Raw genomic sequence first — 25,337 nt, 5'->3', positions numbered from 1 at the left:
CGTAGGCTGGTTCGGCCGTACCCGGACGCCCCGTTGTCCGGGCCGGCGGCGCAGACAGCAGCAACACCCGAGAGAGAGAAGGCCGCCAGGTGACCGAGCTCGCAGCGACCACCCTCGATGCGTCCAGCACCGATCTGCAGGCCGTGCTCGACCGGGCCGCCACCGGCGGCCGGATCACTCCGGAGGAGGCGCTGGAGCTCTACCGCTCGGCGCCGCTGCACGCGCTCGGCTCCGCCGCCGACGCGGTGCGCCGCCGCCGTTACGCCGGTACCGAGCACATCGCGACGTACATCATCGAGCGCAACATCAACTACACCAACGTCTGCGTGACGGCGTGCAAGTTCTGCGCCTTCTACGTGCCGCCGAAGAGCGACAAGGGCTGGTCCCGCGAGCTCGACGAGATCCTGCGCCGCTGCGCCGAGACCGTCGAACTGGGCGGCACCCAGATCATGTTCCAGGGCGGCCACCACCCGGACTACGGCGTGGAGTACTACGAGCGCGCGTTCTCGGCGATCAAGGCCGACTTCCCGCAGCTGGTGATCCACTCGCTGGGCGCCTCCGAGGTCGAGCACATGGCCCGGATCTCCGGCGTCTCCATCGAGGAGGCGATCACCCGGATCCACAAGGCGGGCCTGGACTCCTTCGCCGGCGCCGGCGCCGAACTGCTGCCGGAGCGCCCGCGCAAGGCGATCGCCCCGCTGAAGGAGTCCGGCGAGCGCTGGCTGGAGATCATGGAGGCCGCGCACGGCCTCGGCGTGGAGTCCACCTCCACCATGCTGATGGGCACCGGCGAGACCAACGCCGAGCGGATCGAGCACCTGCGGATGATCCGCGAGGTGCAGGACCGCACCGGCGGCTTCCGGGCCTTCATCCCCTACACCTACCAGCCGCAGAACAACCACCTGAAGGGCTCGACCCAGGCCACCGTCTTCGAGTACCTGCGGATGATCGCGATCGCCCGCCTGTTCCTCGACAACGTCGCCCACATCCAGGGCTCCTGGCTCACCACCGGCAAGGAGGCGGGCCAGCTGTCGCTGCACTACGGCGCGGACGACCTCGGCTCGGTCATGCTGGAGGAGAACGTCGTCTCGGCCGCCGGTGCCAAGCACCGCTCCAACCTCACCGAGCTGATCCACCTGATCCGGGCCGCCGACCGCGTCCCGGCCCAGCGCTCGACCACGTACGAGCACCTGCGGGTGCTGGACGACCCGGCCAACGACCCGGTCGACCCGCGGGTCGCCTCGCACATCGCCTCCACGGCGATCGAGGGCGGCACGGCGCACCCCGAGCTGAAGATCCTGGACAACTGAGGCCGGCCGTTCTGCCGTCCTTCTTCGTTCTGCCGTCGCTCCTCGTGAAGGCGCTCTCGTGCTGACCCTGCACCGGGCGGCATTCGTGCTGCCCGACCCGGCCGATCCCACCGCCCCGTCCCACCCGGACGGGGCGGTGGTGGTGCGTGGCGAACGCGTCGACGCGGTCGGGCCGTACGGCGCGCTGGCGGCGGCGCACCCGGGCGCGCGGGTGCGGGACTGGGGCTCGACCGCCGTGCTGGCGCCCGGGCTGCGCAATCCGTACGGGCACTGGCTGTTGGAGCGTGCCTACCACCCGGATCCGCGGGAGGAGATCGGCGTCGAGCCGGTCGTGGACGGGCTGGTCGGGTCGACGGACGAGGCGCGGTGCGGGGCGAGTGCGCGGCGGGGGCTGCAGCGCATGCTCGGGTTCGGGGTGACGGCGGTGGCCGGGCCGTTCGAGCGGGCCTCGGTGCGGACGGCGGTGGCGCGGTCGGGGCTGGTGGCGTCGGTGGGTGCGGGTGCGGGTGCGGGTGCGGGTGCGGGGTCGGACGGGGAGGGTGGCGGGGCGTTGGACCCGCTGGCCGTGCTGCCGTTCGCGGAGGCCGTGTACGGGCGGCTGACGGTCGGGGGTCGGGCGGACTTCGCGGTGTTCGCGGCCGCGGGGGAGGGGAGCGCCGAGCCGGCGGCGGGCGGGTGCCTGGCCACCGTGCTGGGCGGACGGTTGGTGTACCGGCGGCGCTGAGTGTGACGTACTCGTCAGTAGCCGGAATTCCTTGCGGCGCACGGGACTTCCTTCGTGTGCACCCGAACTCCGGTTCCGATGACGGGGGGTGATTGTCCCTTCGCCGTGACCTGAGGGCCCGCCAGCGGATACGATCCCGGACAGCTCACTCCGTACCCTCACCACACCACCGTCCGTGCCCGCGGGCGGCGGGGCCGGCAACCGGGCCCCGACGGCAAGCCAGGACAGGAACCATGCGAACCGCGACCGTTCCCCCACCGCGCACCCCGCGGATGGGCCGTGGTTGGTACCTCGCCGCCGTGCTCAGCGCCGTGCTGGCCGTCGGCATGTGCCTGCTCGGTTGGCGCCAGGCCGACCAGGCCGACCGGATCGAGGCGCACCCGGTGAGAGTCGAGGGAGTCGTCACCCAGCTCCCGACCGGCGGCGGCACCTACAGCGCCGTCAGCTACCGGGCCGACGGACAGGCGCACACCGCGGCCGCGCTGCCGCTCTCGGACAGCGCCAAGGTCGGCGACAAGGTCTGCCTGGAGCACGCCGCCGACGACGCGGGAGCGGTTCGGATCTGCGGCGACACCTACCCGCAGCCGGTCGGCGTGGGCCTGGCCCGGTTCAGCGTGCCGGTCGCCGTGGTGCTCTTCGTGATCTGCCTGCTGCGCATCCGGCAGTACCGCAAGGCCGTCGCGATCCGCGACGGGCAGGGGCGGCTGGCCGCCAACCTCGCGCTGGCCACCGAGGCCCTGGCGGACGGGATGCCCGCGATAACGCACGGCAAGCGCTCCCGCCGCAAGCGGCGCGCGGGCGGGCGGCGCGGGCAGCACTGAGCGCAGCGGTGACGGGGGCGCTGAGGGCAGCACCGACGGTGGCGTGCTCCGCCGTGGTCCTCCGGTCCGGGGCCGGCCCGGTGTGCCCCGTTGGTCGGGGTGTCCGTGCGAGGGTGAACAATGGGTGCGTGACCCGAGCCTCTCTGGACAAGCAGCCACACGAAGTCGCCGCCATGTTCGACGACGTCGCGGCCAAGTACGACCGCACCAACGACGTGCTCTCCCTCGGCCAGGCCCGCGCCTGGCGCCGGGCGGTGGCCGAGGCGGTGTCCGCCGGACCGGGGGACCTCGTGCTCGACCTCGGGGCCGGCACCGGCACCTCCTCGCTGCCCTTCGTCGAGGCCGGGGCCCAGGTCGTCCCGTGCGACTTCTCGGTCGGCATGCTCGCCGAGGGCAAGCGCCGACACCCCGAGCTGGCGCTCACCGCCGGGGACGCCACCAGGCTCCCGTTCGCGGACGACACCTTCGACTCGGTGACGATCTCCTTCGCGCTGCGCAACGTCCAGGACACCGACGCGTCGCTGCGCGAGATGCTGCGGGTCACCAAGCCCGGCGGCAAGCTGGTGATCTGCGAGTTCTCCACGCCGACCTGGACGCCGTTCCGGACGGTCTACACCGAGTACCTGATGCGTGCGCTGCCGCCCGTCGCCACCGCCGTCAGCAGCAACCCGGACGCGTACGTCTACCTCGCCGAGTCCATCCGCGCCTGGCCGGACCAGCCCGGGCTGGCCGCCAAGCTGCAGGAGAACGGCTGGTCGAAGGCCGCCTGGCGGAACCTCACGGGCGGGATCGTCGCGCTGCACCGGGCGTACAAGGTCGCGTAGCCGCGTGGCCGGGCCGGCTGCGCGTGCGGTGGGGCGCGGGCGTCTGCGGTGGCGTGAGCGGAACTAGACTGCCGGAGACAAAAGCCGCCGTCCCCCGCCGCAGCTCCAGGAGTGTGTCCACGTGTCCGAGACCGCAGCCGATCTGACGAAGCCGGACAGCCCGGTGGAGAGCACGGCCGACGTCATCGTGGTCGGTGCGGGCCCGGCCGGCTCCACCACCGCGTACTACCTGGCCCAGGCCGGGCTGGACGTGCTGCTGCTGGAGAAGACCGCCTTCCCGCGCGAGAAGGTCTGCGGCGACGGCCTGACCCCGCGCGCCACCAAGCAGCTGGTGGACATGGGCATCGACGTCTCCACCGAGAACGGCTGGCTGCACAACAAGGGCCTGCGCATCATCGGCGGCGGCGTCCGGCTGGAGCTGGACTGGCCCGAGCTGTCCTCCTTCCCCGACTACGGCCTGGTCCGCAAGCGCGCCGACTTCGACGAGCTGCTGGCCCGTCAGGCCGAGAAGGCCGGTGCGCGGCTCTACGAGCGCTGCAACGTCAGCGGGCCCGTCCTGGACGACCGCACCGGCCGGATCGTCGGCGTCACCGCCAAACTGGGCGACGAGAAGCGGCCGGTCACCTTCCGGGCCCCGCTGGTGGTCGCCGCCGACGGCAACTCGACCCGGCTCTCGCTCGCCATGGGCCTGCACCGGCGCGAGGACCGCCCGATGGGCGTCGCCTACCGCACCTACTTCACCTCGCCGCGCCACGACGACGACTACCTGGAGTCCTGGCTGGAGCTGTGGGACACCCGTGGCAGCCAGCGCAAGCTGCTGCCGGGCTACGGCTGGGTCTTCGGCATGGGCGACGGCACCTCCAACGTCGGCCTCGGCATCCTCAACTCCTCGCCGGCCTTCGGCGAGCTGGACTGGCGCGAGGTGCTCAAGGCCTGGTGCGCCGGCATGCCGGAGGAGTGGGGCTACACCCCCGAGAACATGACCGAGCCGATCCGGGGTGCCGCGCTGCCGATGGCCTTCAACCGGCAGCCGCACTACACCCGCGGTCTGCTGCTCGTCGGCGACGCGGGCGGAATGGTCAACCCGTTCAACGGCGAGGGCATCGCCTACGCGATGGAATCCGGCCAGATCGCCGCGGGCGTCATCGTGCAGGCACTCGCGCGAGTCACCGACGGCGGGCGGGAGCGCGCCCTGCAGGCCTACCCGCGGGTCCTCAAGGACGTGTACGGCGGCTACTACACCCTGGGCCGCGCCTTCGTGAAGCTCATCGGCAACCCGAAGGTGATGCAGATCGCCACCCAGCGCGGCCTCACCCACCCGATGCTGATGCGCTTCACCCTCAAGCTGCTCGCCAACCTGACCGACCCGCAGGGCGGTGACGCAATGGACCGCGTCATCAACGGCCTCGCCAGGGTCGCGCCGAACGCCTAGGCCTCTTCCGGGCTCTTGTCGGGGGCCCGGTCCGGGGCCTTCTCCGGGCTCTTCGCCGCCGTCTCCCGGGGTCCGTCGATCGGGCGCCGGGAGGCGGCGGAGCGCTGTTCGACGTAGGCGAGGCGGTCGGCGAAGACCCGGGCCGCGTCGGGGGTGAGCGTCCGCAGGGCGACGAGCGCGGAGAAGACCACGTCGCAGAGCTCGTGCTGGACGTCCTCCCAGGTGTGGGTGACCCCCTTGCGCGGGTTCTGGCCGGTGGCACCGATCACGGCCGCGCCGACCTCGCCGACCTCCTCGGACAGCTTGAGCAGCCGCAGTAGCCGCTCCTCCCGGGGAGACTGCGTGCTCTGCTCGTCCAGCCATGCGACCAGGTGGTCGACGCTCTCCCAGGTCCGGCTGTCCATGCGGTGCTGCTCCCCTGCGTGTCGTTGGTGCTGCCACCGTACGGGAGCGGGGAGGGGCCCGGTCGGTGCGATCGGGCCGGGGACGGGGAGGGGGCTCGGGTTGGGGTCGGGGTCGGGACCGGGACCGGGGTCGGGGAGGGGTTCGGTCAGCGGGTGCTGATCTTCACATGGCGGATGTTCACGGGGAGCGTGGGGAATCCGTCGCCGGGGTTGTTCTGGTCGTCCTCGCCGCCGGCGGCGATCTTCTGCAGCACGTCCAGGCCGGCCGTGATCCGGCCGAACGGGGTGTAGGCGGGGGAGAGCTTGGTGTCCTTCCAGACGAAGAAGAACTGGCTGCCGTTGGTGTTCGGGCCGGCGTTGGCCATGGCCACCGTGCCGGCCGGGTAGGTGGCGCCGGTCAGGTTCTCGTCCGGGAAGGAGTAACCGGGCCCGCCGCTGCCCGTACCGGTCGGGTCGCCGCACTGCAGGACGTAGATCCGCTGGGTGGTGAGGCGGTGGCAGTGGCTGCGGTCGAAGTAGTCGTGCTCGGCGAGGAAGCGGAACGAGAAGGTGGTGCAGGGCGCCTTGTCGGTCAGTGCCTCGAAGGTGATCTGGCCCTGACCGGTGCGCAGCGTCGCGCGGTAGGGCTGGGCCGCCTTCTTGGCGTCGAAGACCGGGATGCCCTTGAAGTTGTCGGCCGGTACGGCCGGTGTGTAGGTGCAGCCGGCGGCGGGGGTGGCCGCCGCAGGGGCGGAGGTGTCCGCGACGGCGGTGCCGGTGCTCGCCACGAGCGGGAGAACGGTGGCGGCGGCGACCAACGCCCAGTGGGTGCGCTTCACGTGACGGGCCTTCCGGGGGGTGGTGGACGGCTGGATTGTCATGGAGGCATCATCCACGGCCGGGTGGGGATGCGGTAGGGGGCGGGGCAGGGTGGGCAGGGCGGGACGGTGCCTCCCTTGTGACGGATGGTGCTGGTGCTCGGTCAGGCGGGGGTCTCGGGGGCGGCCGGAGCTTCCGTGCTGGTCGGGCTGGTCGGGCTGGTCGGAGCTTCCGGGCTGGTCGGGCTGGTCGGGGTTTCCGGGGCGGGGGCGAAGAGTCCGGCGCGGGCGGCCAGGGTGGCGGCGTCGGCGGCCCGCTCGGCGGTGCGGGCATCCAGCGGCTCGCCGGAGACGAACAGACGGTAGTAGAGCGGAGCGGTGGCGGCCCGGACCACCTCGGCCCCGTCCGTTCCGGTCGGCAACTCACCGCGGGCGGCGGCTCGTTCGGCAACCTCGGCGGCCTGCCGGTGGCGGGCCGAGAAGAAGGCGCGCAGGGCGGCCGCGCCGATGTCGGAGCGCTGGGCGGCGGAGATCAGCGCGATGGGCGTGAGGCCGAGGTCGGGGTCGGTGAAGACGTCGAACACCTCCTGGGTGATCCGGCGGAGGTCCTGCTGGAGGTCGCCGGTGTCGGGCAGCGGCCAGGGCTGGTCGGCGGAGGCGGTCAGGGCGTCGGCGATCAGACCGTCCACCCCGCTCCACCGCCGGTAGAGCGTTGCCTTGTGGACGCCGGAGCGGGTGGCGATCGCTTCGACGGTGAGGCCGTCGTACCCCTTTTCGGTGACCTCGGCGAGCGTGGCGGCGACCACGTTCGCCCGCACCCGGGCGCTGCGGCCGCCCGGCCGAGGGGTGGGCGTGCGGGGTGGCTGCTCCGGGCGGGCGGCTCCGGACGTAGGGCTGGCTCCGGTCAAAGTCGACTCCAGTCGCATTAAGGCTTGCCGTGAGGTGGCGATCATGCCATGCTCATCGTAATGCGACTTGAGTCGCATTACGAGAGGAGCCTGTGTGACCACCACTGCCATCCCCGACCCCACCCTGCTCCACCCGCTCGCGGGCCACGACCGGGTCGTCCTGCTGCGACCGCTCGTCACCGATCCGCGGATCGAGGTCGGCGAGTACACCTATTTCGACGATCCCGACGGCGCCACCCGCTTCGAGGAGCGCAACGTCCTCTACGCGTACGGCCCGAGCGGCTGGTGATCGGGAAGTACTGCGCGATCGCCACGGGGACTCGCTTCCTGATGGCCGGCGCCGCCCACCCGGCTATCGGCGTCTCCACCTTCCCCTTCACGATGTTCGGCGGCAGCTGGACCGAGCGGACCCTCGACATCGTCACAGGCCTGCCCAGCCGGGGCGACACCGTGATCGGCAACGACGTCTGGTTCGGCTTCGGGGCCACCGTCCTGCCCGGGGTCAGGATCGGAGACGGTGCGATCATCGCGGCCGGCGCGGTGGTCACCTCCGATGTCGAGCCCTACACCATCGTCGGGGGCAACCCCGCCCGTCCGATCCGCCGACGCTTCGACGAGGCCGACATCGAGCGCCTGCTGCGCGCCGCCTGGTGGGACTGGCCGGTCGAGCTGGTGACCGAGCACGTCCGCGCCGTCATGTCCGGAACTCCGGCCGACATCGAGGCGATCGCGGCGGCGAACGGCCTGCTCGCCACCTGAGCGTTCGCCACCTGGGCGTTCGCCGGCTGGCCATTCGCGACCTGATCATCCGTGGCCAGGCCATCCAGTGTTCGGACGGGCATTGATCATCAGCGCGCCGGTTTGCGAAGATGGCGCACCCCGCGCTCCGCTCCACGCTGCGCCCCGCTCCATGCTTCGCCCCGTTCGCCGCCGGGCCTTCCGTCCGGCTCCGGGTCCGTCCGACGCCGTACGGTCCTCGTGCCCGTCGGTTCCGTTCGCTCGGAGGGATCCTCCTCATGCCTGCCTCGTGGTCCAAGGGCCCCTCCTCGTCAATCCTTCGCGATCTTCCGGTGCTGCTCGTGGCCGTGGTGTGGGGGTCGAGCTTCCTCGCCGTCCAGCGGGTGGCGGAGCCGGGGACGGTCGTGGCGATGCTGGTGTTGCGGTTCGGGCTGGTGCTGCCGCTGCTCGGGGCGGTCGCCTGGCGGGCCCTGCGGAGGCTGAGCCGCGCCGAGTGGATAGGCGGCGCCGCACTCGGAGCGGTGCTCAGCGGGATCTTCCTGCTGGAGACCTACGGCGCCGTGCACACCTCTGCGACCAATGCCGGGCTGATCATCAGCCTCGCGATGGTGCTCACCCCGCTCGGCGAGAGCGCCCTCGGCCGGGCCGCACCGCCGCGGGCCTTCCTGGCGGCCGCGGGGCTGGCCGTCCTCGGCGTCGCCCTGCTCACCGGCGACGGAGGGCTGCGCGCTCCCTCGCTCGGCGACCTGCTGGTGCTGGGCGCCGCCCTCGTCCGCTCCGGGTACGTCCTCGCCATGGCCCGCACCCGGGCGCTGCGCGACACCGACATGCTCGCCGTGACCTGGGTCCAACTCGCGGTGGCCACCGGCGTGTTCGCCGTCGTCGCGCTGGCCGTGGGGCCGTCGCCGTGGACCGTCGCCCGCTCGTACGGGGCCGGCCAGTGGGCCTGGCTGCTGCATCTGTCCTTGTTCTGCACGCTGTTCGCCTTCTTCGTCCAGATGTGGGCGGTGCGGGCCACCTCGCCCTCCCGGGTGAGCCTGGTGCTCGGCACCGAGCCGCTGTGGGCCGCCGTCTTCGGCATCACGGTGGCCGGGAACCGGATGGGCCCGCTCGCCCTGCTCGGCGGAGCCCTGGTGCTGGTGGCGACCGAGTGGGGCCGGCGTACCGCTCCCGCGCCCGCACCGGCTCCCGCTCCCGCGCCATGCCCGGCCGAGGACGACGGCGGCGGTGTGTCCGACGCGGTGGGGCCGAGCCCGGAGCCGGCCTCGGTGTGACCGCCGCCCTCATGACCGGCGCCGCCGCAAGGTCCGGCGGGCGTAGTCGACGGTGACCGCGCCGAGCAGCGGGCCCCAGGCGACCAGGGGCAGGTAGGCCAGCGTCATCACGACGGCGGCGAGGCCGTGCGGCGAATCCGGCTCGGCCAGGTTGTCGGCCCAGCGGCCGAACAGGCCTTCCATGCCGAGGACGGTGAGCACCACCGAGCCCAGCAGCGCCGGGACGATCGCGGCGAGCGGCCGGACCCGGCGGCCACCTATCAGCGGGATCCACTGGGGCACCACCAGCCCCCAGGGGCGGACCAGGCCGAGGGTCAGGAAGGCCAGGGCCTCGGCCAGCAGGCTCAGCACCACGCAGTAGACAGTGCCCCAGCCCGGCTGGTGCTCGGCGTACGCCGCGGCCGTCGCTCCGGTGAAGCCCATCGGGATGCCGAAACCGAAGGCGATCCGCCACAGCCCCGAGGGGACGGTGGTGAGGACGGCGGCCTTGGCGGCGAGCCGCGCCCAGCGCGGGGCGGGCGGGACGGCCGGGGCCGACAGGACGGCCGGGGGCGCCGCCTCCGCGCGGCGGGTGGTGCTGCGGGCGTTGATCACGAGCTTCGACATGGTGGTGGGCTCCCTTCGGCTCCGGCCTCCGTGGCCGGTGCGGTGACTCAAGACTGGAGGTCCGCCAGGGGGTCGCGGCAGTGCCGATCGGGCTGTTCCTCCTGCTCAACCGGCCTTTGAAATATGCCGATCGGCACAGGCGGGTGGCCTGGGCGGCGTCGTAATGTGACGGCAGTCGAAGAGTCGAGGAGAGGCGGTGACGATGACTCGGATCCTGTCGCTGGTCGTTCCGGTCCTGCTGCTGCCGGCCTGGAAGTTCCGCGGGCGCCACGGGGCGGCTGCCATGACGACCGCGCTCGGCGCGGTGTCGGTGGCGGTCTCGGCTGCCGTCTGGTTCGCCGGCCCCTGGACGGAGTCGGCCCGCTGGACGGGGCTGGTCGGTCTGGTCGAACTGGCCGCCCTGCTCCTGGCGGTGGTCCTCACCCTGCGGGCCGGGGACGGCCCGCGAACCGCGGTGGCGGCCTGGACGGCGTGCGGAGCGGTCGCGCTCTGGCCCTCCCGCTTCGACGGGCCCGCGGACGTGCTCACGCTCTTCGGGTTCGGCTCGATGCTGTCCCTGCCGACGGTGCTGATAGGGCTCTACCTGCGGGGCCTGGACGAGGGGCGCCACAAGGCGGTGGTCGAGGCCAGGCGCGCACAGCGGCTCGAACTGGCCCATGACCTGCACGACTTCGTGGCACACGATGTGAGCGGCATGGTCGCCCAGGCCCAGGCGGGGGCGTACCTGGCCGGGATCGATCCGGCTCGGGCGGCCGAGATGTTCCAGCGAATAGAGCAGGCCGGGCAGCGAGCGCTGGCCTCGCTGGACCGGACGGTACAGCTGCTGCGAAGCGAGGAGGGCGGCAGTCGGGATCCGCAGCCCGGGCTGGCCGAACTCGCCGAAGTGGCCCGGCAGTTCACTGCCACCGGCGGCGCCGAGGTCCGGTTGGAGCTGCCGCAGGGGCCGGTGCCGCGCGAGGTGGAGGGCACCGTCCACCGGATCGTGGTGGAGTCCCTGACCAATGTCCGGAGGCACGCTCCGGCCGCGCGGGCGGTCGAGGTCCGAGCCCGTCGCAGTGGAGGGCGGTTGGAGCTGACGGTGACCAACGACGGTCGGGCGCAGGGGCCGGCGGGGCGGCCGCGCCGGGGTGGCGGCAGCGGACTGCCGGGGCTGGCGGCCCGGGTGGAGGCCCTCGGTGGTTCGCTGGAGGCGGGCCCGTACGAGCGTGAGGCCTGGCGGTTGACGGCGGTGCTGCCGTTGGAGGAGTCCGGCGCGGAGCCGGCGTGATCGTAGCGACCGACGCGGGTCGGTGACGGGGAGGTGCAGGGCATGGGCAGTGGCACGGGGCCGGTTCGGATCCTGATCGCGGACGACCAGGCGGACGTCCGCAGTGCGTTCCGGATGATCCTGGACGCCCAGCCGGACATGGTCGTGGTCGCGGAGGCGGCGGACGGCGCCGCGGCGGTGGCGGAGGCGAGGAGGCTGCGGCCGGACGTGGTGCTGGCGGACATCCGGATGCCGAAGCTCGACGGCCTGGAGGTCACCCGGCAACTGGCCGACGCGTACAAGGTGATCGTGGTGACCACCTTCGACCTGGACGAGTACGTGCACACGGCGCTGCGGCACGGTGCGGCCGGGTTCCTGCTGAAGCGCTCGGGGCCGGTGCTGCTGATCGAGGCGATCCGGGCGGCGATGGCCGGGGACGCGTTGATCAGTCCGCAGGTGACGGTGCGGCTGCTGCGACACATGGCCCTTCCCGGAGCGACCCTCCCGGGAGCGGGGCCGAAGCACGGGCCGAAGCCGGGACCGGGCAGCGGTGCGGGCCCCCGCGCGGGCTCCGGTGCGTCGGCGGCGGGCCCGCTGATAGCCGGGCCGGTGGAGGAACTGACCGCACGGGAACGGGAGATCGCCGAGCAGGTGGCGGACGGGGCGACCAACGCCGAGATCGGTGCGGGGCTGTTCATCTCGCCGGGGACGGTGAAGAACCACCTCGCCAGCATCCAGCGCAAGCTCGGCGCCCGTAACCGGGTGGGCATCGCGGCCTGGGTGTGGGAGCAGGCGGCCGGCAAGCGGTAACCGACGCTGGTCCGCAGGGCGGTTTCCGAGGGCGGAGGTTCGAGCGGCGAGCGGTTGCCGGTGCGCTTGTGAACGAAGGGTCAAGCGAGCGTTCGGGCCCCCGCCACCCCTGCGAGTGAGCCGCTATAACACGTCAACATGACGCCGCTAAATTTGCCTCCGGCGACGCATAGTTGATATAGGAATGCGCCCCTGACCAGCCGCTTCACAAGTGAATGCGACTACTTGTGATCATTTGACTCCTTTGCGTCGACATATCTGGGCATGTTCACATTCGCCACCATTCACATGGTGTCGTAGATCACAAAGATCGCGGTGAACTGCGTGTCGCAGATCACAAGCCGACAGGCATAGGATGCGCTCGTTCCAGGGTTTGTGAACTGCCTCACATGAGGTGGATCTCGGGAACTGGGACGCGGGTTCACCTCAGCGTGACCCGCCGGTTCCGATCTGCAGTCAAGGACGACTGGACGGAGGGAGCGGGGGCTATGAATGCCTACGCGCCGATCCTCGTACTCGGTGCCATCGCGGCGGCGTTCGCGGTCGGCTCCGTCGTGATGGCCTCACTGACCGGCCCCAAACGCTACAACCGGGCCAAGTTGGAGGCGTACGAGTGCGGCATCGAGCCGACCCCGCAGCCCGTGGGCGGCGGTCGGTTCCCGATCAAGTACTACCTGACGGCGATGCTCTTCATCGTCTTCGACATCGAGATCGTCTTCCTCTACCCCTGGGCGGTGACCTTCGACGCCCTGGGGATCTTCGGGCTCGTCGAGATGCTGCTCTTCATCGCCACCGTCTTCGTCGCGTACGCGTACGTGTGGCGCCGCGGCGGCCTGGAGTGGGACTGACCCCGGGGTGGGGCTGAGCCCGGACGCGGGGTGACCGCCGTCGGCCTTGTGAACGAGCGGACAAGCGGACGAAGCCCCGGACGGGTCGGACGTACCAGAGGACTTGAGGGCATTGAGAGGGATCTGATGGGAATCGAGGAGAAGCTGCCGAGCGGCTTTCTGCTCACGACCGTGGAGACGGCCGCCGGCTGGGTGCGCAAGGCGTCACTCTTCCCGGCCACCTTCGGTCTGGCCTGCTGCGCGATCGAGATGATGACCACCGGTGCCGGCCGCTACGACCTGGCCCGGTTCGGTATGGAGGTCTTCCGGGGCTCACCCCGGCAGGCCGATCTGATGATCGTGGCGGGTCGGGTGAGCCAGAAGATGGCCCCGGTGCTGCGCCAGGTGTACGACCAGATGCCCAATCCCAAGTGGGTCATCTCGATGGGCGTCTGCGCCTCCTCCGGCGGGATGTTCAACAACTACGCGATCGTGCAGGGCGTCGACCACATCGTCCCGGTGGACATCTACCTGCCCGGTTGTCCGCCCCGTCCGGAGATGCTGATGGACGCCATCCTGAAGCTGCACGACAAGATCCGTCACGAGCCGCTGGGAGCGAACCGGCGCCGGGCTGAGGAACTCGGCGAGGCGCTGGCCCTCCAGGCCACCCCGATCAGCGAGATGCGGGGGCAGCTGCGATGAACGAGCAGGTGCCCGAGACCCGCCGCGAGCGGCCGGTCCGCGAGATCCCGGTCGAGGTGGTCGGCCGCCGCCAGGGCATGTTCGGCGCCCAGGGCAGCGGCGACACCTCCGGGTTCGGCGGCCTGGCCGCCCCGATCGTGCTGCCCGGCGCGAGCGAACGCCCGTACGGCGGTTGGTTCGACGAGGTCGCCGACGAGCTGGAGGGCGCCCTGGAGGAGCAGGGGCTGGACCCGGCCGAGGTGATCGAGAAGACCGTGGTCGACCGCGGCGAGCTCACCTTCCACGTCGACCGCGCCCACCTCCTGCAGACCGTCCGCGTCCTTCGTGACGACCCGGCGCTGCGCTTCGAACTCTGCCTGGGCGTGAGCGGCGTGCACTACCCCGGCGACAAGGGCCGTGAGCTGCACGCGGTCTACCACCTGCGCTCGATCACCCACGGCCGGCTGATCCGGCTGGAGGTCACCGCGCCCGACGCCGATCCGCGCGTCCCCTCCGTGGTGAGCGTCTACCCGACCAACGACTGGCACGAGCGCGAGGTCTACGACTTCTTCGGCCTGGTCTTCGACGGCCACCCGGCGCTCACCCGGATCATGATGCCGGACGACTGGCTGGGCCACCCGCAGCGCAAGGACTACCCGCTCGGCGGCATCCCCGTCGAGTACAAGGGCGCCCAGATCCCGGCTCCCGACCAGCGGAGGTCGTACAGCTGATGAACACCCGGCACTACGAACAGGCTGAGGAAGCGGACGCCCGCGAGACCACCGAGGGCCGGGTCTTCACCGTCACCGGTGGCGACTGGGGAGAGGTGGTCGAGGCGGTAGGCCGGGCCGACGACGAGCGCATCATCGTCAACATGGGCCCCCAGCACCCGTCCACCCACGGCGTGCTGCGGCTGATCCTGGAGATCGACGGCGAGACGGTGAAGGAGGCCCGCTGCGGCATCGGCTACCTCCACACCGGCATCGAGAAGAACATGGAGTTCCGCAGCTGGGTCCAGGGCACCACCTTCGTGACCCGCATGGACTACCTGACCCCGCTGTTCAACGAGACCGCCTACTGCCTGGCGGTCGAGAAGCTGCTCGGCATCACCGACGACGTCCCGGACCGGGCCAACGTCATCCGCGTCATGATGATGGAGCTCAACCGGATCTCCTCGCACCTGGTCTGCCTGGCCACCGGCGGCATGGAGATCGGCTCCACCACGCTGATGATCTACGGTTTCCGGGACCGCGAACTGATCCTGGACGTCTTCGAGTTGGTCACCGGCCTGCGCATGAACCACGCGTACGTGCGCCCCGGCGGCCTCGCCCAGGACCTGCCGCCCGGCGCCGTCGACCAGATCCGCGAGGCGGTCAAGGTCTTCCGCTCCCGGATGCACGAGTACGACAAACTCGCCACCGGCAACCCGGTGTTCAAGGCCCGCCTGGTCGACGTCGGCTTCCTGGACCTGCCCGGCTGCCTGGCCCTCGGTGCCACCGGCCCGATCCTGCGTGCCACCGGCCTGCCGCACGACCTGCGCAAGACCGACCCGTACTGCGGGTACCAGGACTACGACTTCGAGGTCGCGATCGCCGACAGCGCCGACTCCTACGGCCGCTTCCTGATCCGCCTGGAGGAGATGAAGCAGTCCCTGAGGATCGTCGAGCAGTGCCTGGACCGGCTGCGCCCGGGCCCGGTCATGGTGGCGGACAAGAAGATCGCCTGGCCCGCCCAACTGGCCGTCGGCCCGGACGGGATGGGCAACTCGCTCGACCACATCCGCAAGATCATGGGCGAGTCCATGGAGGCCCTGATCCACCACTTCAAGCTGGTCACCGAGGGCTTCCGGGTCCCGGTCGGCCAGGCGTACGCGGCGGTCGAGTCGCCCAAGGGCGAACTGGGCGTGCACGTGGTCAGCGACGGCGGGACGCGCCCGTACCGGGTCCACTTCCGGGATCCGTCGTTCACCAATCTGCAGACGATGGCGGCGATGTGCGAGGGCGGCCAGGTCGCCGACGTGATCGTCGCGGTGGCCGGGATCGACCCGGTGATGGGAGGCGTGGACCGGTGACCAACGTCGAACTCGGACTGCCGGCGCTGCCGGCCGCACCCTACCCCGAGGAGGTGCACGCCCGGCTGGCCGCCGACGCCGCCGAGCTGATCGCCCGCTACCCCCAGGCCCGTTCGGCGCTGCTGCCGCTGCTGCACCTGGTGCAGGCCGAGGAGGGCTTCGTCAGCCCGACCGGGATCCGGTTCTGCGCCGAGCAGTTGGACCTCACCACCGCCGAGGTCACCGCCGTCGCGACCTTCTACACCATGTACCGGCGCCGCCCGGCCGGGAAGTACCACGTCGGGGTCTGCACCAACACCCTGTGCGCGGTGCTCGGCGGCGACCAGATCTTCGACGAGCTCCAGGAACACCTGGGCGTCCGCAACAACGAGACCACCGAGGACGGTGCGATCTCGATCGAGCACATCGAGTGCAACGCGGCCTGCGACTACGCGCCCGTGGTGATGGTCAACTGGGAGTTCTTCGACAACCAGACCCCGGAGAGCGCCCGGCAGCTGGTCGACGACCTGCGGGCCGGCCGGGAGGTCAGGCCCACCCGCGGCGCCCGGCTGTGCGGCTTCAAGGAGACCGCCCGGATCCTGGCCGGCTTCCCCGACGAACGCCCCGGCGCCAACGACGAGTCCGGCGCCGGCGGCGCGCCCTCCCTGGCCGGCCTGCGGCTGGCCCGCGGCGAGGCGCTGCCCGGCACAGCCAGGGTTGTCTCACCCCGCAACGAGCCGCCCCGCAGCGACCAGCCCCGCAACGATCAGCCCCGCCCCGAGGGCACGGGCACCGGCCAGGAAGGGAGCGAGGCGTGATGACCGCCGCCGAGCCGGCCGAGAAGCTGCTCACCCCCGTCCTGTCCGACTCCTGGGACGACAGCCGCCCCTGGACGCTGGACACCTACCGCCGCCACCACGGCTACGAGGGCCTCAAGGCGGCCCTGGCCATGCCCCCGGACGACGTGATCGCCCTGGTCAAGGACGCCGGCCTGCGCGGCCGCGGCGGCGCCGGCTTCCCCACCGGGATGAAGTGGCAGTTCATCCCGCAGAACGACGGCAAGCCGCACTACCTGGTGGTGAACGCGGACGAGTCCGAGCCGGGCACCTGCAAGGACATCCCGCTGCTGTTCGCCAACCCGCACTCGCTCATCGAGGGCATGGTCATCGCCTCCTACGCGATCCGCTGCGACCACGCGTTCATCTACCTGCGCGGCGAGGTCGTCCCCGTGCTGCGGCGGCTGCACGAGGCCGTCGCCGAGGCGTACCGGGCGGGCCTGCTCGGCCGGAACATCCTCGGCTCCGGCATCGACCTCGACATCACCGTGCACGCCGGCGCCGGCGCGTACATCTGCGGCGAGGAGACGGCGCTGCTGGATTCGCTGGAGGGCCGCCGGGGCCAGCCCAGGCTGCGGCCGCCGTTCCCGGCGATCGCCGGCCTCTACGCCTGCCCGACGGTGGTCAACAACGTCGAGTCGATCGCCTCGGTGCCGCCGATCCTGGCCCGGGGCAAGGAGTGGTTCAAGGGCCTGGGCACCGAGAAGTCGCCCGGCTTCACGCTCTACTCGCTCTCCGGCCACGTCACCAACCCCGGCCAGTACGAGGCCCCGCTGGGCATCACCCTGCGCCAGCTGCTCGACCTCAGCGGCGGCATCCGCCCCGGGCACCGGCTGAAGTTCTGGACCCCGGGCGGCTCCTCCACCCCGATGTTCACCGAGGAGCACCTCGACGTCCCGCTGGACTACGAGGGCGTCGGCGCGGCCGGCTCGATGCTCGGCACCAAGGCTCTGCAGGTCTTCGACGAGACCACCTGCGTGGTGCGGGCCGTCACCCGCTGGACGGAGTTCTACGCCCACGAGTCCTGCGGCAAGTGCACCCCCTGCCGGGAGGGCACCTACTGGCTGGTCCAGCTGCTCAAGCGGATCGAGGCGGGCGGCGGCGTCGAGGGGGACCTGGAGAAGCTCCTTGACATCGCCGACAACATCAACGGCAAGTCCTTCTGCGCGCTGGGCGACGGCGCGGCGAGCCCGATCGTCTCCTCGCTCCAGCACTTCCGGGCCGAGTACGAGCAGCACCTGGCCGAGCGCCGCTGCCCGTTCGACCCGGCCGCCTCCACCGTCTGGGCCGACGGCCCCCGCCCCGGCCACCAGTCCGCCACCGAAAGGGAGGTGCACGCGTGACGATCACAGAGCCCACCGCCTCCACGGGAGACAAGCCCGCGGTCGAACTGGTCACGCTCACCATCGACGGCGTCGAAGTGCAGGTCCCCAAGGGGACGTTGGTGATCCGGGCGGCCGAGACCATCGGCACCCAGATCCCGCGCTTCTGCGACCACCCGCTGCTCGACCCGGCCGGCGCCTGCCGCCAGTGCATCGTGGAGATCGAGGGCCAGCGCAAGCCGGTCGCCTCCTGCACCATCCCGGTCGCCGAGGGCATGGTGGTGCGCACCCAGCTCAGCTCGCCGGTGGCCGAGAAGGCCCAGCGCGGCGTGATGGAGCTGCTGCTGATCAACCACCCGCTGGACTGCCCGGTCTGCGACAAGGGCGGCGAGTGCCCGCTGCAGAACCAGGCGATGTCCAGCGGCGCCGCCGACTCCCGCTTCGAGGGCATGAAGCGCACCTTCGAGAAGCCGCTGCCGATCAGCAGCCAGGTGCTGCTGGACCGCGAGCGCTGCGTGCTGTGCGCGCGCTGCACCCGCTTCTCGCAGCAGATCGCCGGCGACCCGTTCATCGACCTGGTGGAGCGCGGGGCGCTGCAGCAGGTCGGCACCGGCGAGGGGGACGACTTCGAGTCCTACTTCTCCGGGAACACCATCCAGATCTGCCCGGTGGGCGCGCTGACCTCAGCGGCCTACCGGTTCCGCTCGCGCCCCTTCGACCTGGTCTCCTCGCCCAGCGTGTGCGAGCACTGCTCGGCAGGCTGCGCCCAACGCACCGACCACCGGCGCGGCAAGGTGCTGCGCCGGCTGGCGGGCGAGGACCCGGCGGTGAACGAGGAGTGGAACTGCGACAAGGGCCGCTTCGCCTTCCGCTACGCCCAGCAGCGGGACCGGCTGACCACCCCGCTGGTGCGGGTGGACGGCGAACTGGTCCCGGCCTCCTGGCCGGAGGCGCTGGCCCGGGCCGCCGAGGGCCTGCGCGGCGCCCGGACGGGCGTGCTGGCGGGCGGCCGGGTGACGGTCGAGGACGCGTACGCGTACGCCAAGTTCGCCCGGGTGGTGCTGGGCACCAACGACGTGGACTTCCGGGCCCGCCCGCACAGTGGCGAGGAGGCGGACTTCCTGGCCGCGGCCGTGGTCGGGCGGGGCGTCGACGTGGACGGCGACGGCCTGACGTACGAGCTGCTGGAGCAGGCGCCGGCGGTGCTGCTGGCGGGCTTCGAGCCGGAGGAGGAGTCGCCGATCGTCTTCCTGCGGCTGCGCAAGGCGGTCCGCGGCCGCGGTCAGCGGGTGTTCTCGGTGGCGGCGTTCGGTTCCCGGGGCCTGGCCAAGCTGCGCGGAGCGCTGTTGCCGGCCGCGCCGGGCACCGAGCCGGAGTGGTTCGGGGCGCTGGCGGCGGACGAGCCGCTGAACGACGACGCGGGTCGGGCGGCGGAGCTGCTGCGCACGCCGGGCGCGGTGATCCTGGTGGGCGAGCGGCTGGCCGCGGTGCCGGGCGCGCTGACGGCGGTGCTGCGGTTGGCGCACGCGACCGGTGCCCGGCTGGCGTGGGTGCCGCGCCGGGCGGGTGAGCGCGGTGCCGTGGAGGCCGGCGCGCTGCCGGGCCTGCTGCCCGGCGGCCGTCCGGTGGCCGCTCCGGCGGCGCGGGCGGAGGCGGCAGCGGCGTGGGGCGTGGCGGAGCTGCCGTCCCGGCCGGGCCGGGACACCGACCGGATCCTGGCGGCCGCGGCGAGCGGCGAGCTGGACGCGCTGCTGGTCGGCGGCGTGGACCTCGACGACCTGCCGGACCCTGCGCTGGCCGACGAGGCGCTGGCCGCAGTGCCGTTCGTGGTCTCGCTGGAGCTGCGGCCCTCCGCGGTGACGGCGCGCGCGGACGTGGTGCTGCCGGTGGCGGCGGTGGCGGAGAAGGCCGGCACCTTCCTGGACTGGGAGGGCCGGGTGCGGATGTTCGAGTCGGCGCTCAAGCCGGACCAGCAGATGGGCCGTCACGTGCAGTCGGACCTGCGGGTGCTGACCATGCTGGCGGACGCGCTGGGGCACCGGCTGGGCCTGCCGGACGTCCGGGCGGCCCGGCTGGAGCTGGACGCCTTCACCCCCTGGGAGGGGGACCGCGCGGCCGACCCGGCGGCGCACCCGGGCGTGCTGGCCCGTCCGGCCACCGGCCAGGCGGTGCTGGCGGGTTGGCGTCAGCTGCTGGACAACGGCGTGCTGCAGCAGGGCGATCCGCACCTGGCGGGCACCCGGCACCGGGCGGTGGCGCGGATCTCGGCCGAGACGGCCAAGGAGATCGGCGCCGAGGCGGCCACCGCGCTGCGGGTGACCGGCCCGGCCGGCTCGCTGACCCTGCCGCTGGAGGTCACCGGCTCGATCCCGGACCGCACGGTCTGGATCCCGCTCAACTCCACGCCGGGCGGCGCCCACCGCACGCTCGGCACCACCGTCGGCCACCTGGTGACGATCGCCGCGGCCGAGGTCGAGGCAGCCGTCGAGCCGACAGGGCAGGCCCCGGCGGCACAAACTCCGGTGGCGCAGACTCCGACGGCACAGGCCTCGGCGGCGCAGGCCCCGGCCGGGTCGACCGCGGGTGAAGGGGAGGACCGATGACAACTCCGCAGCCGTACGAGACGCTCCACTTCTTCGGCCAGGACCCTTGGTGGCTGGTCCTGTTGAAGGCGGTCTTCTGCTTCGCCTTCCTGGTCCTGACGGTGCTGGTGGCGATCGTCTGGGAGCGCAAGGTGGTGGCCTGGATGCAGCTGCGCATCGGGCCGAACCGGCACGGCCCGTGGGGCATGCTGCAGTCGCTGGCGGACGGCGTGAAGCTGGCGCTGAAGGAAGACCTGGTGGTCAAGGGCGCGGACAAGGTGGTCTACATCCTGGCCCCGATCGTCTGCGCCATCCCCGCGTTCATGGCCTTCGCGGTGATCCCCTTCGGTCCGGCCGGCAACGAGGTGTCGATCTTCGGCACCCGGACGGCGATGCAGTTGACCGACTTCCCGGTCGCGCTGCTGTACATCCTGGCCACCGCCTCGATCGGCATCTACGGCATCGTGCTGGCGGGCTGGTCCTCCGGGTCGACGTACCCGCTGCTGGGCGGGCTGCGGTCGGCCGCGCAGATGATCAGCTACGAGATCGCGATGGGCCTGTCCTTCGCGGCGGTGTTCATCTACTCGGGGTCGATGTCGACCTCGGAGATCGTGGCGCACCAGCAGCCGACCTGGTTCGCGGCGCTGCTGCCGGTGTCCTTCATCGTGTACGTCATCGCGATGGTCGGCGAGACAAACCGGGCGCCGTTCGACCTGCCCGAGGCCGAGGGCGAGCTGGTCGGCGGCTTCAACACCGAGTACTCCTCGCTGAAGTTCGCGATGTTCATGCTGGCCGAGTACGTGAACATGGTGACGGTCTCGGCGGTGGCCTCGACCCTCTTCCTGGGCGGCTGGCGGGCGCCGTGGCCGGTGTCGACCTTCTGGGAGGGCGCCAACCACGGCTGGTGGCCGCTGCTGTGGATCACGCTGAAGATCCAGCTGCTGCTGTTCTTCTTCATCTGGCTGCGCGGCACGCTGCCCCGGTTCCGCTACGACCAGTTCATGAAGCTGGGCTGGAAGGTGCTGATCCCGGTCTCGCTGGTGTGGCTGGTGCTGATCGCGAGCGTGCGGGCGCTGCGCAACGAGGGCTACGGCTTCGGCGAGGTGGTGCTGTACGTGGGCGCCCCGGTCGGGGTGGTGCTGCTGCTGGTGCTGCTGCGGGACTTCCTGCGCAAGCAGCCCGAGGTCGAGGAGGCGCCCCCGCAGGGCGAGTTCGACCCGATGGCCGGCGGCTACCCGGTCCCGCCGCTGCCCGGCCAGGAGCTCCCGCCGGTGCCCCGCCGGCGCAGCCGCGCCCCGAAGCAACTCCAGGACGCCCTCAACGGGGCCGACCATTCCGAAGGGAGCTGAACCGAGATGTCGTCCGACCAGTCCGACCAGTCCGACCGCACGAGCCTCACCGGCCGTGGCGGCCGCACCGGCCGTACCGACCGCACGGACCGGCCCGAGCGGGCCGACCGGCCGTCGGTGCTCGGCCCGGCCGCCGGCTTCGGCGTGACCTTCAAGGCCATGTTCAAGAAGCGGCTCACCGAGCAGTACCCGGAGCAGAAGAAGCCCACCGCTCCGCGCTTCCACGGCCGCCACCAGCTGAACCGGCACCCGGACGGCCTGGAGAAGTGCGTCGGCTGCGAGCTGTGCGCCTGGGCGTGCCCGGCCGACGCCATCTACGTGGAGGGCGCGGACAACCGGGACGACGAGCGTTACTCGCCCGGCGAGCGCTACGGCGCGGTGTACCAGATCAACTACGCCCGCTGCATCCTGTGCGGGCTGTGCATCGAGGCCTGCCCGACCCGCGCGCTGACCATGACCAACGAGTACGAGCTGGCCGACTCCTCCCGGCGGGACCTCATCTTCACCAAGGAGCAGCTGCTGGTGGGCCTGTCCGAGGGCATGGTCGACACCCCGCACGCGATCTTCCCGGGTGCGGACGAGGGCGCGTACTACCGGGGCGAGATCACCGCGGCGGAGCCGGGGACGGTCCAGCAGGAGCGCACCGACCGGGAGAAGGAGGCGCGACCGTGACCTCGTACCTGGCGGAAGCGACCGGGACGACCTCCACGGGTGAGGCCGTCCAGTTCTGGGTGCTCGCGGTGATCGCGGTCGGCGGCGCGCTCGGCATGGTGCTGATGCGCCGGGCCGTGCACAGCGCGCTCTGCCTGGCGGCCACCATGCTGGCGCTGGCGGTCTGTTACATGGCGCAGGGCGCGGTGTTCCTGGGCGTGGTGCAGATCGTGGTCTACACCGGCGCGATCATGATGCTCTTCCTGTTCGTGGTGATGCTGGTCGGCGTCACCAGCGAGGATTCCCTCAAGGAGCAGTTGAAGGGCCAGCGGGTCGCTGCGGCCCTGTGCGGGCTGGGCTTCGGCGTGCTGCTGATCGCCGGGATCGCCAACGCGAAGCTCAACCACTTCACCGGGCTGTCCGAGGCGAACGCCGAGGGCAACGTGCCGGGCCTGGCCAGGCTGATCTTCACCCGCTACGTGTGGGCCTTCGAGGTCACCGGCGCGCTGCTGATCACCGCGGCGATCGGCGCGATGGTGCTGACCCACCGCGAGCACGTGAAGCCGCCGAAGACCCAGCGCGAGCTGGCCGCCCAGCGGGTCAAGGACAACATCCAGCTGCCGCCGCTGCCGGCGCCGGGCGTGTACGCGCGGCACAACGCGGTGGACGTGCCGGCGCTGCTGCCGGACGGCACCGTCGCCGAGGACTCGGTGATGGCGACGCTGCGCGAGCGCGGCCAGATCCGGGACGTCAGCCAGGCGATGCTGCAACGGATGGCGGAGCTGGAGAACAGCACCGCGGACTGGCTGGGCCGTCCGTCCTCGGAGCGGCCGGCGGTGACCGGTCCGCGCAAGTCGCTGGAGCCGGTCCCGAACCACGAGGCCGAGGAGGGCGAGCAGTGAATCCGGTCAACTACCTCTATCTCGCAGCCCTGTTGTTCACCATCGGGGCGGCCGGGGTGCTGATCCGGCGCAACGCGATCGTGCTGTTCATGTGCGTGGAGCTGATGCTCAACGCCTCGAACCTGGCGCTGGTGACCTTCTCGCGGCTGCACGGGACGCTGGACGGCCAGATCATCGCGTTCTTCACGATGGTGGTCGCGGCGGCCGAGGTCGTGGTCGGCCTCGCCATCATCGTCTCGATCTTCCGGACCAGGCACTCCGCTTCGGTCGACGACAGCAACCTGATGAAGCTGTAGGCGGAGGGCCTTCGGTGAACTCTCTCATTCCGCTGCTGGTGGCGGCTCCACTGGCCGGCGCCGCCCTGCTCCTGCTCGGCGGGCGGGCGCTGGACCGGTACGGCCACTGGCTGGCCACCGCGCTCGCTGCGCTCTCGTTCGGCTTCGGCCTGGCGCTGTTCTCGGACATGCTCGGCCGCGACGCCGAGCACCGGGCGGCCACCGAGCACCTGTTCAGCTGGATCCCGGTGAACGGCTTCCAGGCCGACTTCACCTTCCGGCTCGATCAGCTGTCGATGACCTTCGTCCTGCTGATCACCGGCGTCGGCACGCTGATCCACCTCTACTCGGTCGGCTACATGGCGCACGACGAGCGCCGCCGCCGCTTCTTCGCGTACCTGAACCTGTTCCTGGCCGCCATGCTGCTGCTGGTGATCGCCGACAACTACCTGCTGCTGTACTTCGGTTGGGAGGGCGTGGGCCTGGCCTCGTACCTCCTGATCGGCTTCTGGCAGCACAAGCCGACTGCGGCGACGGCGGCGAAGAAGGCGTTCATCGTCAACCGGGTCGGCGACATGGGCCTGTCGATCGCGATCATGCTGATGTTCGCCGAGTTCGGCTCCTTCGCCTTCGACCCGGTCTTCGGCGGCGCCCACCAGGCGAGCGAGGGCAAGCTGACGGCGATCGGCCTGATGCTGCTGCTGGCGGCCTGCGGCAAGTCGGCGCAGGTGCCGCTGCAGTCCTGGCTCGGGGACGCCATGGAGGGCCCGACCCCGGTGTCGGCGCTGATCCACGCCGCCACCATGGTGACCGCCGGCGTCTACCTGATCACCCGCTCCGCGGCGATCTTCGACCTGGCGCCGGACGCGCAGACCGCCGTGGTGGTGGTCGGTACGGTCACGCTGCTGTTCGGTGCGATCGTCGGTTGCGCCAAGGACGACATCAAGAAGGCGCTGGCCGGCTCGACCATGTCGCAGATCGGCTACATGGTGCTGGCGGCCGGGCTCGGCCCGATCGGCTACGCCTTCGCGATCATGCACCTGGTGACCCACGGCTTCTTCAAGGCCGGGCTGTTCCTCGGTGCCGGGTCGGTCATGCACGGCATGAACGACGAGGTGAACATGCGTCACTACGGCGGCCTGCGCAGGTACATGCCGGTCACCTTCGTCACCTTCGGCCTCGGCTACCTGGCGATCATCGGCTTCCCCGGCCTGTCCGGCTTCTTCTCCAAGGACAAGATCATCGAGGCGGCCTTCGCCAAGGGCGGCACCGAGGGCTGGATCCTCGGCCTGTGCGCGCTGGTCGGCGCCGCCGTCACCGCGTTCTACATGACGCGGGTGATGGTGCTGACCTTCTTCGGCGAGAAGCGCTGGAAGCCGGACGAGGAGGGGAACGCCCCGCACCCGCACGAGTCGCCGAAGACGATGACCGTCCCGATGGTCCTGCTGGCCTTCGGCTCGGTCTTCGCCGGCGGGCTGTTCGCCTTCAACGACTCCTTCCTGAAGTGGCTGGAGCCGGTCACCGGGCACGAGGAGGGCAGTTCACCGCTCGCCCCGCTGACCGTCACCCTGCTGACCACGGCCTGCATGCTGGCCGGCGTCGCCCTGGCGTACCTGATGTACGGGCGCTCGCCCGTCCCGGTGGTGCCGCCGGTCGGCTCCCCGCTCACCCGGGCCGCCCGCCGCGACCTGCTGCAGGACGACTTCAACCACGCCGTGCTGGTCCGGCCGGGCTCGGCGCTCACCGCGACGCTGGTCTTCTTCGACAGCCGCGGCCTGGACGGCTTCGTCAACGGACTGGCCGCCGCGATCGGGGGCCTGTCCGGCCGGCTGCGACGGGTCCAGAACGGCTTCGTCCGCTCGTACGCGCTCTCCATGTTCGGCGGCACGCTGGTGCTGGTCGCCACGACTCTCCTGATGAGGTCCGTGTGATGACTGTTGTTCGCCCTCGTCGCGGGGAATCCACGAC

At 71.6% G+C, this 25,337-nt stretch carries 24 protein-coding genes and 1 pseudogene; 21 read left to right on the top strand and 4 right to left on the bottom strand.

Annotation, left to right across the window (positions count from 1 at the left end; translation table 11 throughout):
* Nucleotides 1–89 precede the first annotated feature (89 nt).
* The 5 genes from mqnC (at nt 90) to CRP52_RS13275 (ending at nt 5,111) form a co-directional block, all read left to right on the top strand.
* A complete protein-coding gene (mqnC, locus tag CRP52_RS13295; protein ID WP_097236593.1) occupies nt 90–1,310 on the top strand; it encodes a cyclic dehypoxanthinyl futalosine synthase in 1,221 nt (406 codons plus the stop codon).
* 58 nt (nt 1,311–1,368) lie between these two features.
* Complete coding sequence (locus CRP52_RS13290; RefSeq protein WP_097236592.1) at nt 1,369–2,034, top strand: amidohydrolase family protein; 666 nt, start codon at nt 1,369–1,371, stop codon at nt 2,032–2,034.
* Nucleotides 2,035–2,267: 233 nt separating this feature from the next.
* Nucleotides 2,268–2,855 (top strand): hypothetical protein, encoded by a 588-nt coding sequence (locus CRP52_RS13285; RefSeq protein ID WP_097236591.1) that lies wholly within the window; start codon nt 2,268–2,270, stop codon nt 2,853–2,855.
* Between the two features lie 128 nt (nt 2,856–2,983).
* Entirely contained in the window at nt 2,984–3,679 is a 696-nt protein-coding gene (locus CRP52_RS13280) for a demethylmenaquinone methyltransferase (protein ID WP_097236590.1), read from the top strand.
* A 121-nt stretch (nt 3,680–3,800) separates the two neighbouring features.
* A complete protein-coding gene (locus CRP52_RS13275; protein ID WP_107474895.1) occupies nt 3,801–5,111 on the top strand; it encodes a geranylgeranyl reductase family protein in 1,311 nt (436 codons plus the stop codon).
* Here CRP52_RS13275 and CRP52_RS13270 read toward each other — a convergent pair.
* The 3 genes from CRP52_RS13270 to CRP52_RS13260 all read right to left on the bottom strand — a co-directional run bounded on the left by CRP52_RS13270 (nt 5,108) and on the right by CRP52_RS13260 (nt 7,220).
* Nucleotides 5,108–5,515 carry a MazG-like family protein gene (locus CRP52_RS13270; protein ID WP_257032453.1) on the bottom strand — a complete coding sequence of 136 codons (408 nt, stop codon included), beginning with the start codon at nt 5,513–5,515 and terminating at the stop codon, nt 5,108–5,110. The two genes, CRP52_RS13275 and CRP52_RS13270, sit on opposite strands and share 4 nt — an antisense overlap.
* 146 nt (nt 5,516–5,661) lie before the next feature.
* On the bottom strand, nt 5,662–6,375 hold the full coding sequence (locus CRP52_RS13265) for a peptidylprolyl isomerase (protein WP_257032452.1): 714 nt from the start codon (nt 6,373–6,375) through the stop codon (nt 5,662–5,664).
* Between the two features lie 101 nt (nt 6,376–6,476).
* A complete protein-coding gene (locus tag CRP52_RS13260; protein WP_257032451.1) occupies nt 6,477–7,220 on the bottom strand; it encodes a TetR/AcrR family transcriptional regulator in 744 nt (247 codons plus the stop codon).
* Between the two features lie 94 nt (nt 7,221–7,314).
* Between CRP52_RS13260 and CRP52_RS13255 the strand changes: the two are divergent.
* Nucleotides 7,315–7,979: pseudogene (locus tag CRP52_RS13255) on the top strand (CatB-related O-acetyltransferase).
* 257 nt (nt 7,980–8,236) lie between these two features.
* Nucleotides 8,237–9,232: a DMT family transporter gene (locus tag CRP52_RS13250; protein WP_097236587.1), complete on the top strand. Its 996-nt coding sequence runs from the start codon at nt 8,237–8,239 to the stop codon at nt 9,230–9,232.
* 9 nt (nt 9,233–9,241) lie between these two features.
* Here CRP52_RS13250 and CRP52_RS13245 read toward each other — a convergent pair whose 3' ends face one another.
* On the bottom strand, nt 9,242–9,838 hold the full coding sequence (locus CRP52_RS13245; RefSeq protein ID WP_257032450.1) for a hypothetical protein: 597 nt from the start codon (nt 9,836–9,838) through the stop codon (nt 9,242–9,244).
* 202 nt (nt 9,839–10,040) lie between these two features.
* On the opposite strand from CRP52_RS13245, the gene CRP52_RS13240 reads away from it, so the two are divergent.
* From CRP52_RS13240 to nuoL, 14 genes are all read left to right on the top strand, one after another.
* Complete coding sequence (locus tag CRP52_RS13240; RefSeq protein ID WP_143685727.1) at nt 10,041–11,105, top strand: sensor histidine kinase; 1,065 nt, start codon at nt 10,041–10,043, stop codon at nt 11,103–11,105.
* A gap of 42 nt (nt 11,106–11,147) precedes the next feature.
* A complete protein-coding gene (locus CRP52_RS13235) occupies nt 11,148–11,894 on the top strand; it encodes a response regulator (RefSeq protein WP_097236585.1) in 747 nt (248 codons plus the stop codon).
* A gap of 488 nt (nt 11,895–12,382) precedes the next feature.
* Complete coding sequence (locus tag CRP52_RS13230) at nt 12,383–12,742, top strand: NADH-quinone oxidoreductase subunit A (RefSeq protein WP_030060100.1); 360 nt, start codon at nt 12,383–12,385, stop codon at nt 12,740–12,742.
* 126 nt (nt 12,743–12,868) lie between these two features.
* Nucleotides 12,869–13,423 (top strand): NuoB/complex I 20 kDa subunit family protein, encoded by a 555-nt coding sequence (locus CRP52_RS13225; protein WP_097236584.1) that lies wholly within the window; start codon nt 12,869–12,871, stop codon nt 13,421–13,423.
* Nucleotides 13,420–14,133 carry an NADH-quinone oxidoreductase subunit C gene (locus CRP52_RS13220; protein WP_097236583.1) on the top strand — a complete coding sequence of 238 codons (714 nt, stop codon included), beginning with the start codon at nt 13,420–13,422 and terminating at the stop codon, nt 14,131–14,133. The genes CRP52_RS13225 and CRP52_RS13220 overlap by 4 nt, the downstream gene beginning before the upstream one ends.
* Nucleotides 14,133–15,473, top strand: a complete 1,341-nt coding sequence (locus tag CRP52_RS13215) for an NADH-quinone oxidoreductase subunit D (RefSeq protein WP_097236582.1) — start codon at nt 14,133–14,135, stop codon at nt 15,471–15,473. The genes CRP52_RS13220 and CRP52_RS13215 overlap by 1 nt, the downstream gene beginning before the upstream one ends.
* Before the next feature lie 17 nt (nt 15,474–15,490).
* Nucleotides 15,491–16,270 carry an NADH-quinone oxidoreductase subunit NuoE gene (nuoE, locus tag CRP52_RS13210; protein ID WP_097240051.1) on the top strand — a complete coding sequence of 260 codons (780 nt, stop codon included), beginning with the start codon at nt 15,491–15,493 and terminating at the stop codon, nt 16,268–16,270.
* Nucleotides 16,270–17,631 (top strand): NADH-quinone oxidoreductase subunit NuoF, encoded by a 1,362-nt coding sequence (nuoF, locus tag CRP52_RS13205; RefSeq protein WP_097236581.1) that lies wholly within the window; start codon nt 16,270–16,272, stop codon nt 17,629–17,631. Before nuoE ends, nuoF begins: the two co-directional genes overlap by 1 nt.
* Nucleotides 17,628–20,213 carry an NADH-quinone oxidoreductase subunit G gene (locus tag CRP52_RS13200; RefSeq protein WP_097236580.1) on the top strand — a complete coding sequence of 862 codons (2,586 nt, stop codon included), beginning with the start codon at nt 17,628–17,630 and terminating at the stop codon, nt 20,211–20,213. Before nuoF ends, CRP52_RS13200 begins: the two co-directional genes overlap by 4 nt.
* Nucleotides 20,210–21,541 (top strand): NADH-quinone oxidoreductase subunit NuoH, encoded by a 1,332-nt coding sequence (gene nuoH / locus CRP52_RS13195; protein ID WP_097236579.1) that lies wholly within the window; start codon nt 20,210–20,212, stop codon nt 21,539–21,541. Before CRP52_RS13200 ends, nuoH begins: the two co-directional genes overlap by 4 nt.
* A gap of 6 nt (nt 21,542–21,547) precedes the next feature.
* Nucleotides 21,548–22,213 carry an NADH-quinone oxidoreductase subunit NuoI gene (gene nuoI / locus CRP52_RS13190; protein ID WP_257032449.1) on the top strand — a complete coding sequence of 222 codons (666 nt, stop codon included), beginning with the start codon at nt 21,548–21,550 and terminating at the stop codon, nt 22,211–22,213.
* A complete protein-coding gene (locus tag CRP52_RS13185) occupies nt 22,210–23,094 on the top strand; it encodes an NADH-quinone oxidoreductase subunit J (protein ID WP_097236578.1) in 885 nt (294 codons plus the stop codon). Before nuoI ends, CRP52_RS13185 begins: the two co-directional genes overlap by 4 nt.
* A complete protein-coding gene (gene nuoK, locus CRP52_RS13180) occupies nt 23,091–23,390 on the top strand; it encodes an NADH-quinone oxidoreductase subunit NuoK (RefSeq protein ID WP_030060110.1) in 300 nt (99 codons plus the stop codon). The genes CRP52_RS13185 and nuoK overlap by 4 nt, the downstream gene beginning before the upstream one ends.
* A 14-nt stretch (nt 23,391–23,404) precedes the next feature.
* Nucleotides 23,405–25,300, top strand: a complete 1,896-nt coding sequence (gene nuoL, locus CRP52_RS13175) for an NADH-quinone oxidoreductase subunit L (protein WP_097236577.1) — start codon at nt 23,405–23,407, stop codon at nt 25,298–25,300.
* The last annotated feature ends 37 nt before the right edge of the window (nt 25,301–25,337 follow it).

This window comes from Streptomyces sp. 1331.2 (genome assembly GCF_900199205.1).
GTDB lineage: Bacteria > Actinomycetota > Actinomycetes > Streptomycetales > Streptomycetaceae > Kitasatospora.
This window is presented reverse-complemented; position numbering and strand designations above follow the sequence as displayed.

Bases quoted from the DNA above. Each gene is read 5' to 3' on its own strand.
- CRP52_RS13285 (WP_097236591.1), top strand. From the start codon at position 2,268: ATGCGAACCGCGACCGTTCCCCCACCGCGCACCCCGCGGATGGGCCGT.
- CRP52_RS13270 (WP_257032453.1), bottom strand. From the start codon at position 5,515: ATGGACAGCCGGACCTGGGAGAGCGTCGACCACCTGGTCGCATGGCTG.
- CRP52_RS13265 (WP_257032452.1), bottom strand. From the start codon at position 6,375: ATGACAATCCAGCCGTCCACCACCCCCCGGAAGGCCCGTCACGTGAAG.
- CRP52_RS13250 (WP_097236587.1), top strand. From the start codon at position 8,237: ATGCCTGCCTCGTGGTCCAAGGGCCCCTCCTCGTCAATCCTTCGCGAT.
- CRP52_RS13245 (WP_257032450.1), bottom strand. From the start codon at position 9,838: ATGTCGAAGCTCGTGATCAACGCCCGCAGCACCACCCGCCGCGCGGAG.
- CRP52_RS13240 (WP_143685727.1), top strand. From the start codon at position 10,041: ATGACTCGGATCCTGTCGCTGGTCGTTCCGGTCCTGCTGCTGCCGGCC.
- CRP52_RS13235 (WP_097236585.1), top strand. From the start codon at position 11,148: ATGGGCAGTGGCACGGGGCCGGTTCGGATCCTGATCGCGGACGACCAG.
- CRP52_RS13230 (WP_030060100.1), top strand. From the start codon at position 12,383: ATGAATGCCTACGCGCCGATCCTCGTACTCGGTGCCATCGCGGCGGCG.
- CRP52_RS13225 (WP_097236584.1), top strand. From the start codon at position 12,869: ATGGGAATCGAGGAGAAGCTGCCGAGCGGCTTTCTGCTCACGACCGTG.
- CRP52_RS13220 (WP_097236583.1), top strand. From the start codon at position 13,420: ATGAACGAGCAGGTGCCCGAGACCCGCCGCGAGCGGCCGGTCCGCGAG.
- CRP52_RS13215 (WP_097236582.1), top strand. From the start codon at position 14,133: ATGAACACCCGGCACTACGAACAGGCTGAGGAAGCGGACGCCCGCGAG.
- nuoF (WP_097236581.1), top strand. From the start codon at position 16,270: ATGACCGCCGCCGAGCCGGCCGAGAAGCTGCTCACCCCCGTCCTGTCC.
- nuoH (WP_097236579.1), top strand. From the start codon at position 20,210: ATGACAACTCCGCAGCCGTACGAGACGCTCCACTTCTTCGGCCAGGAC.
- nuoI (WP_257032449.1), top strand. From the start codon at position 21,548: ATGTCGTCCGACCAGTCCGACCAGTCCGACCGCACGAGCCTCACCGGC.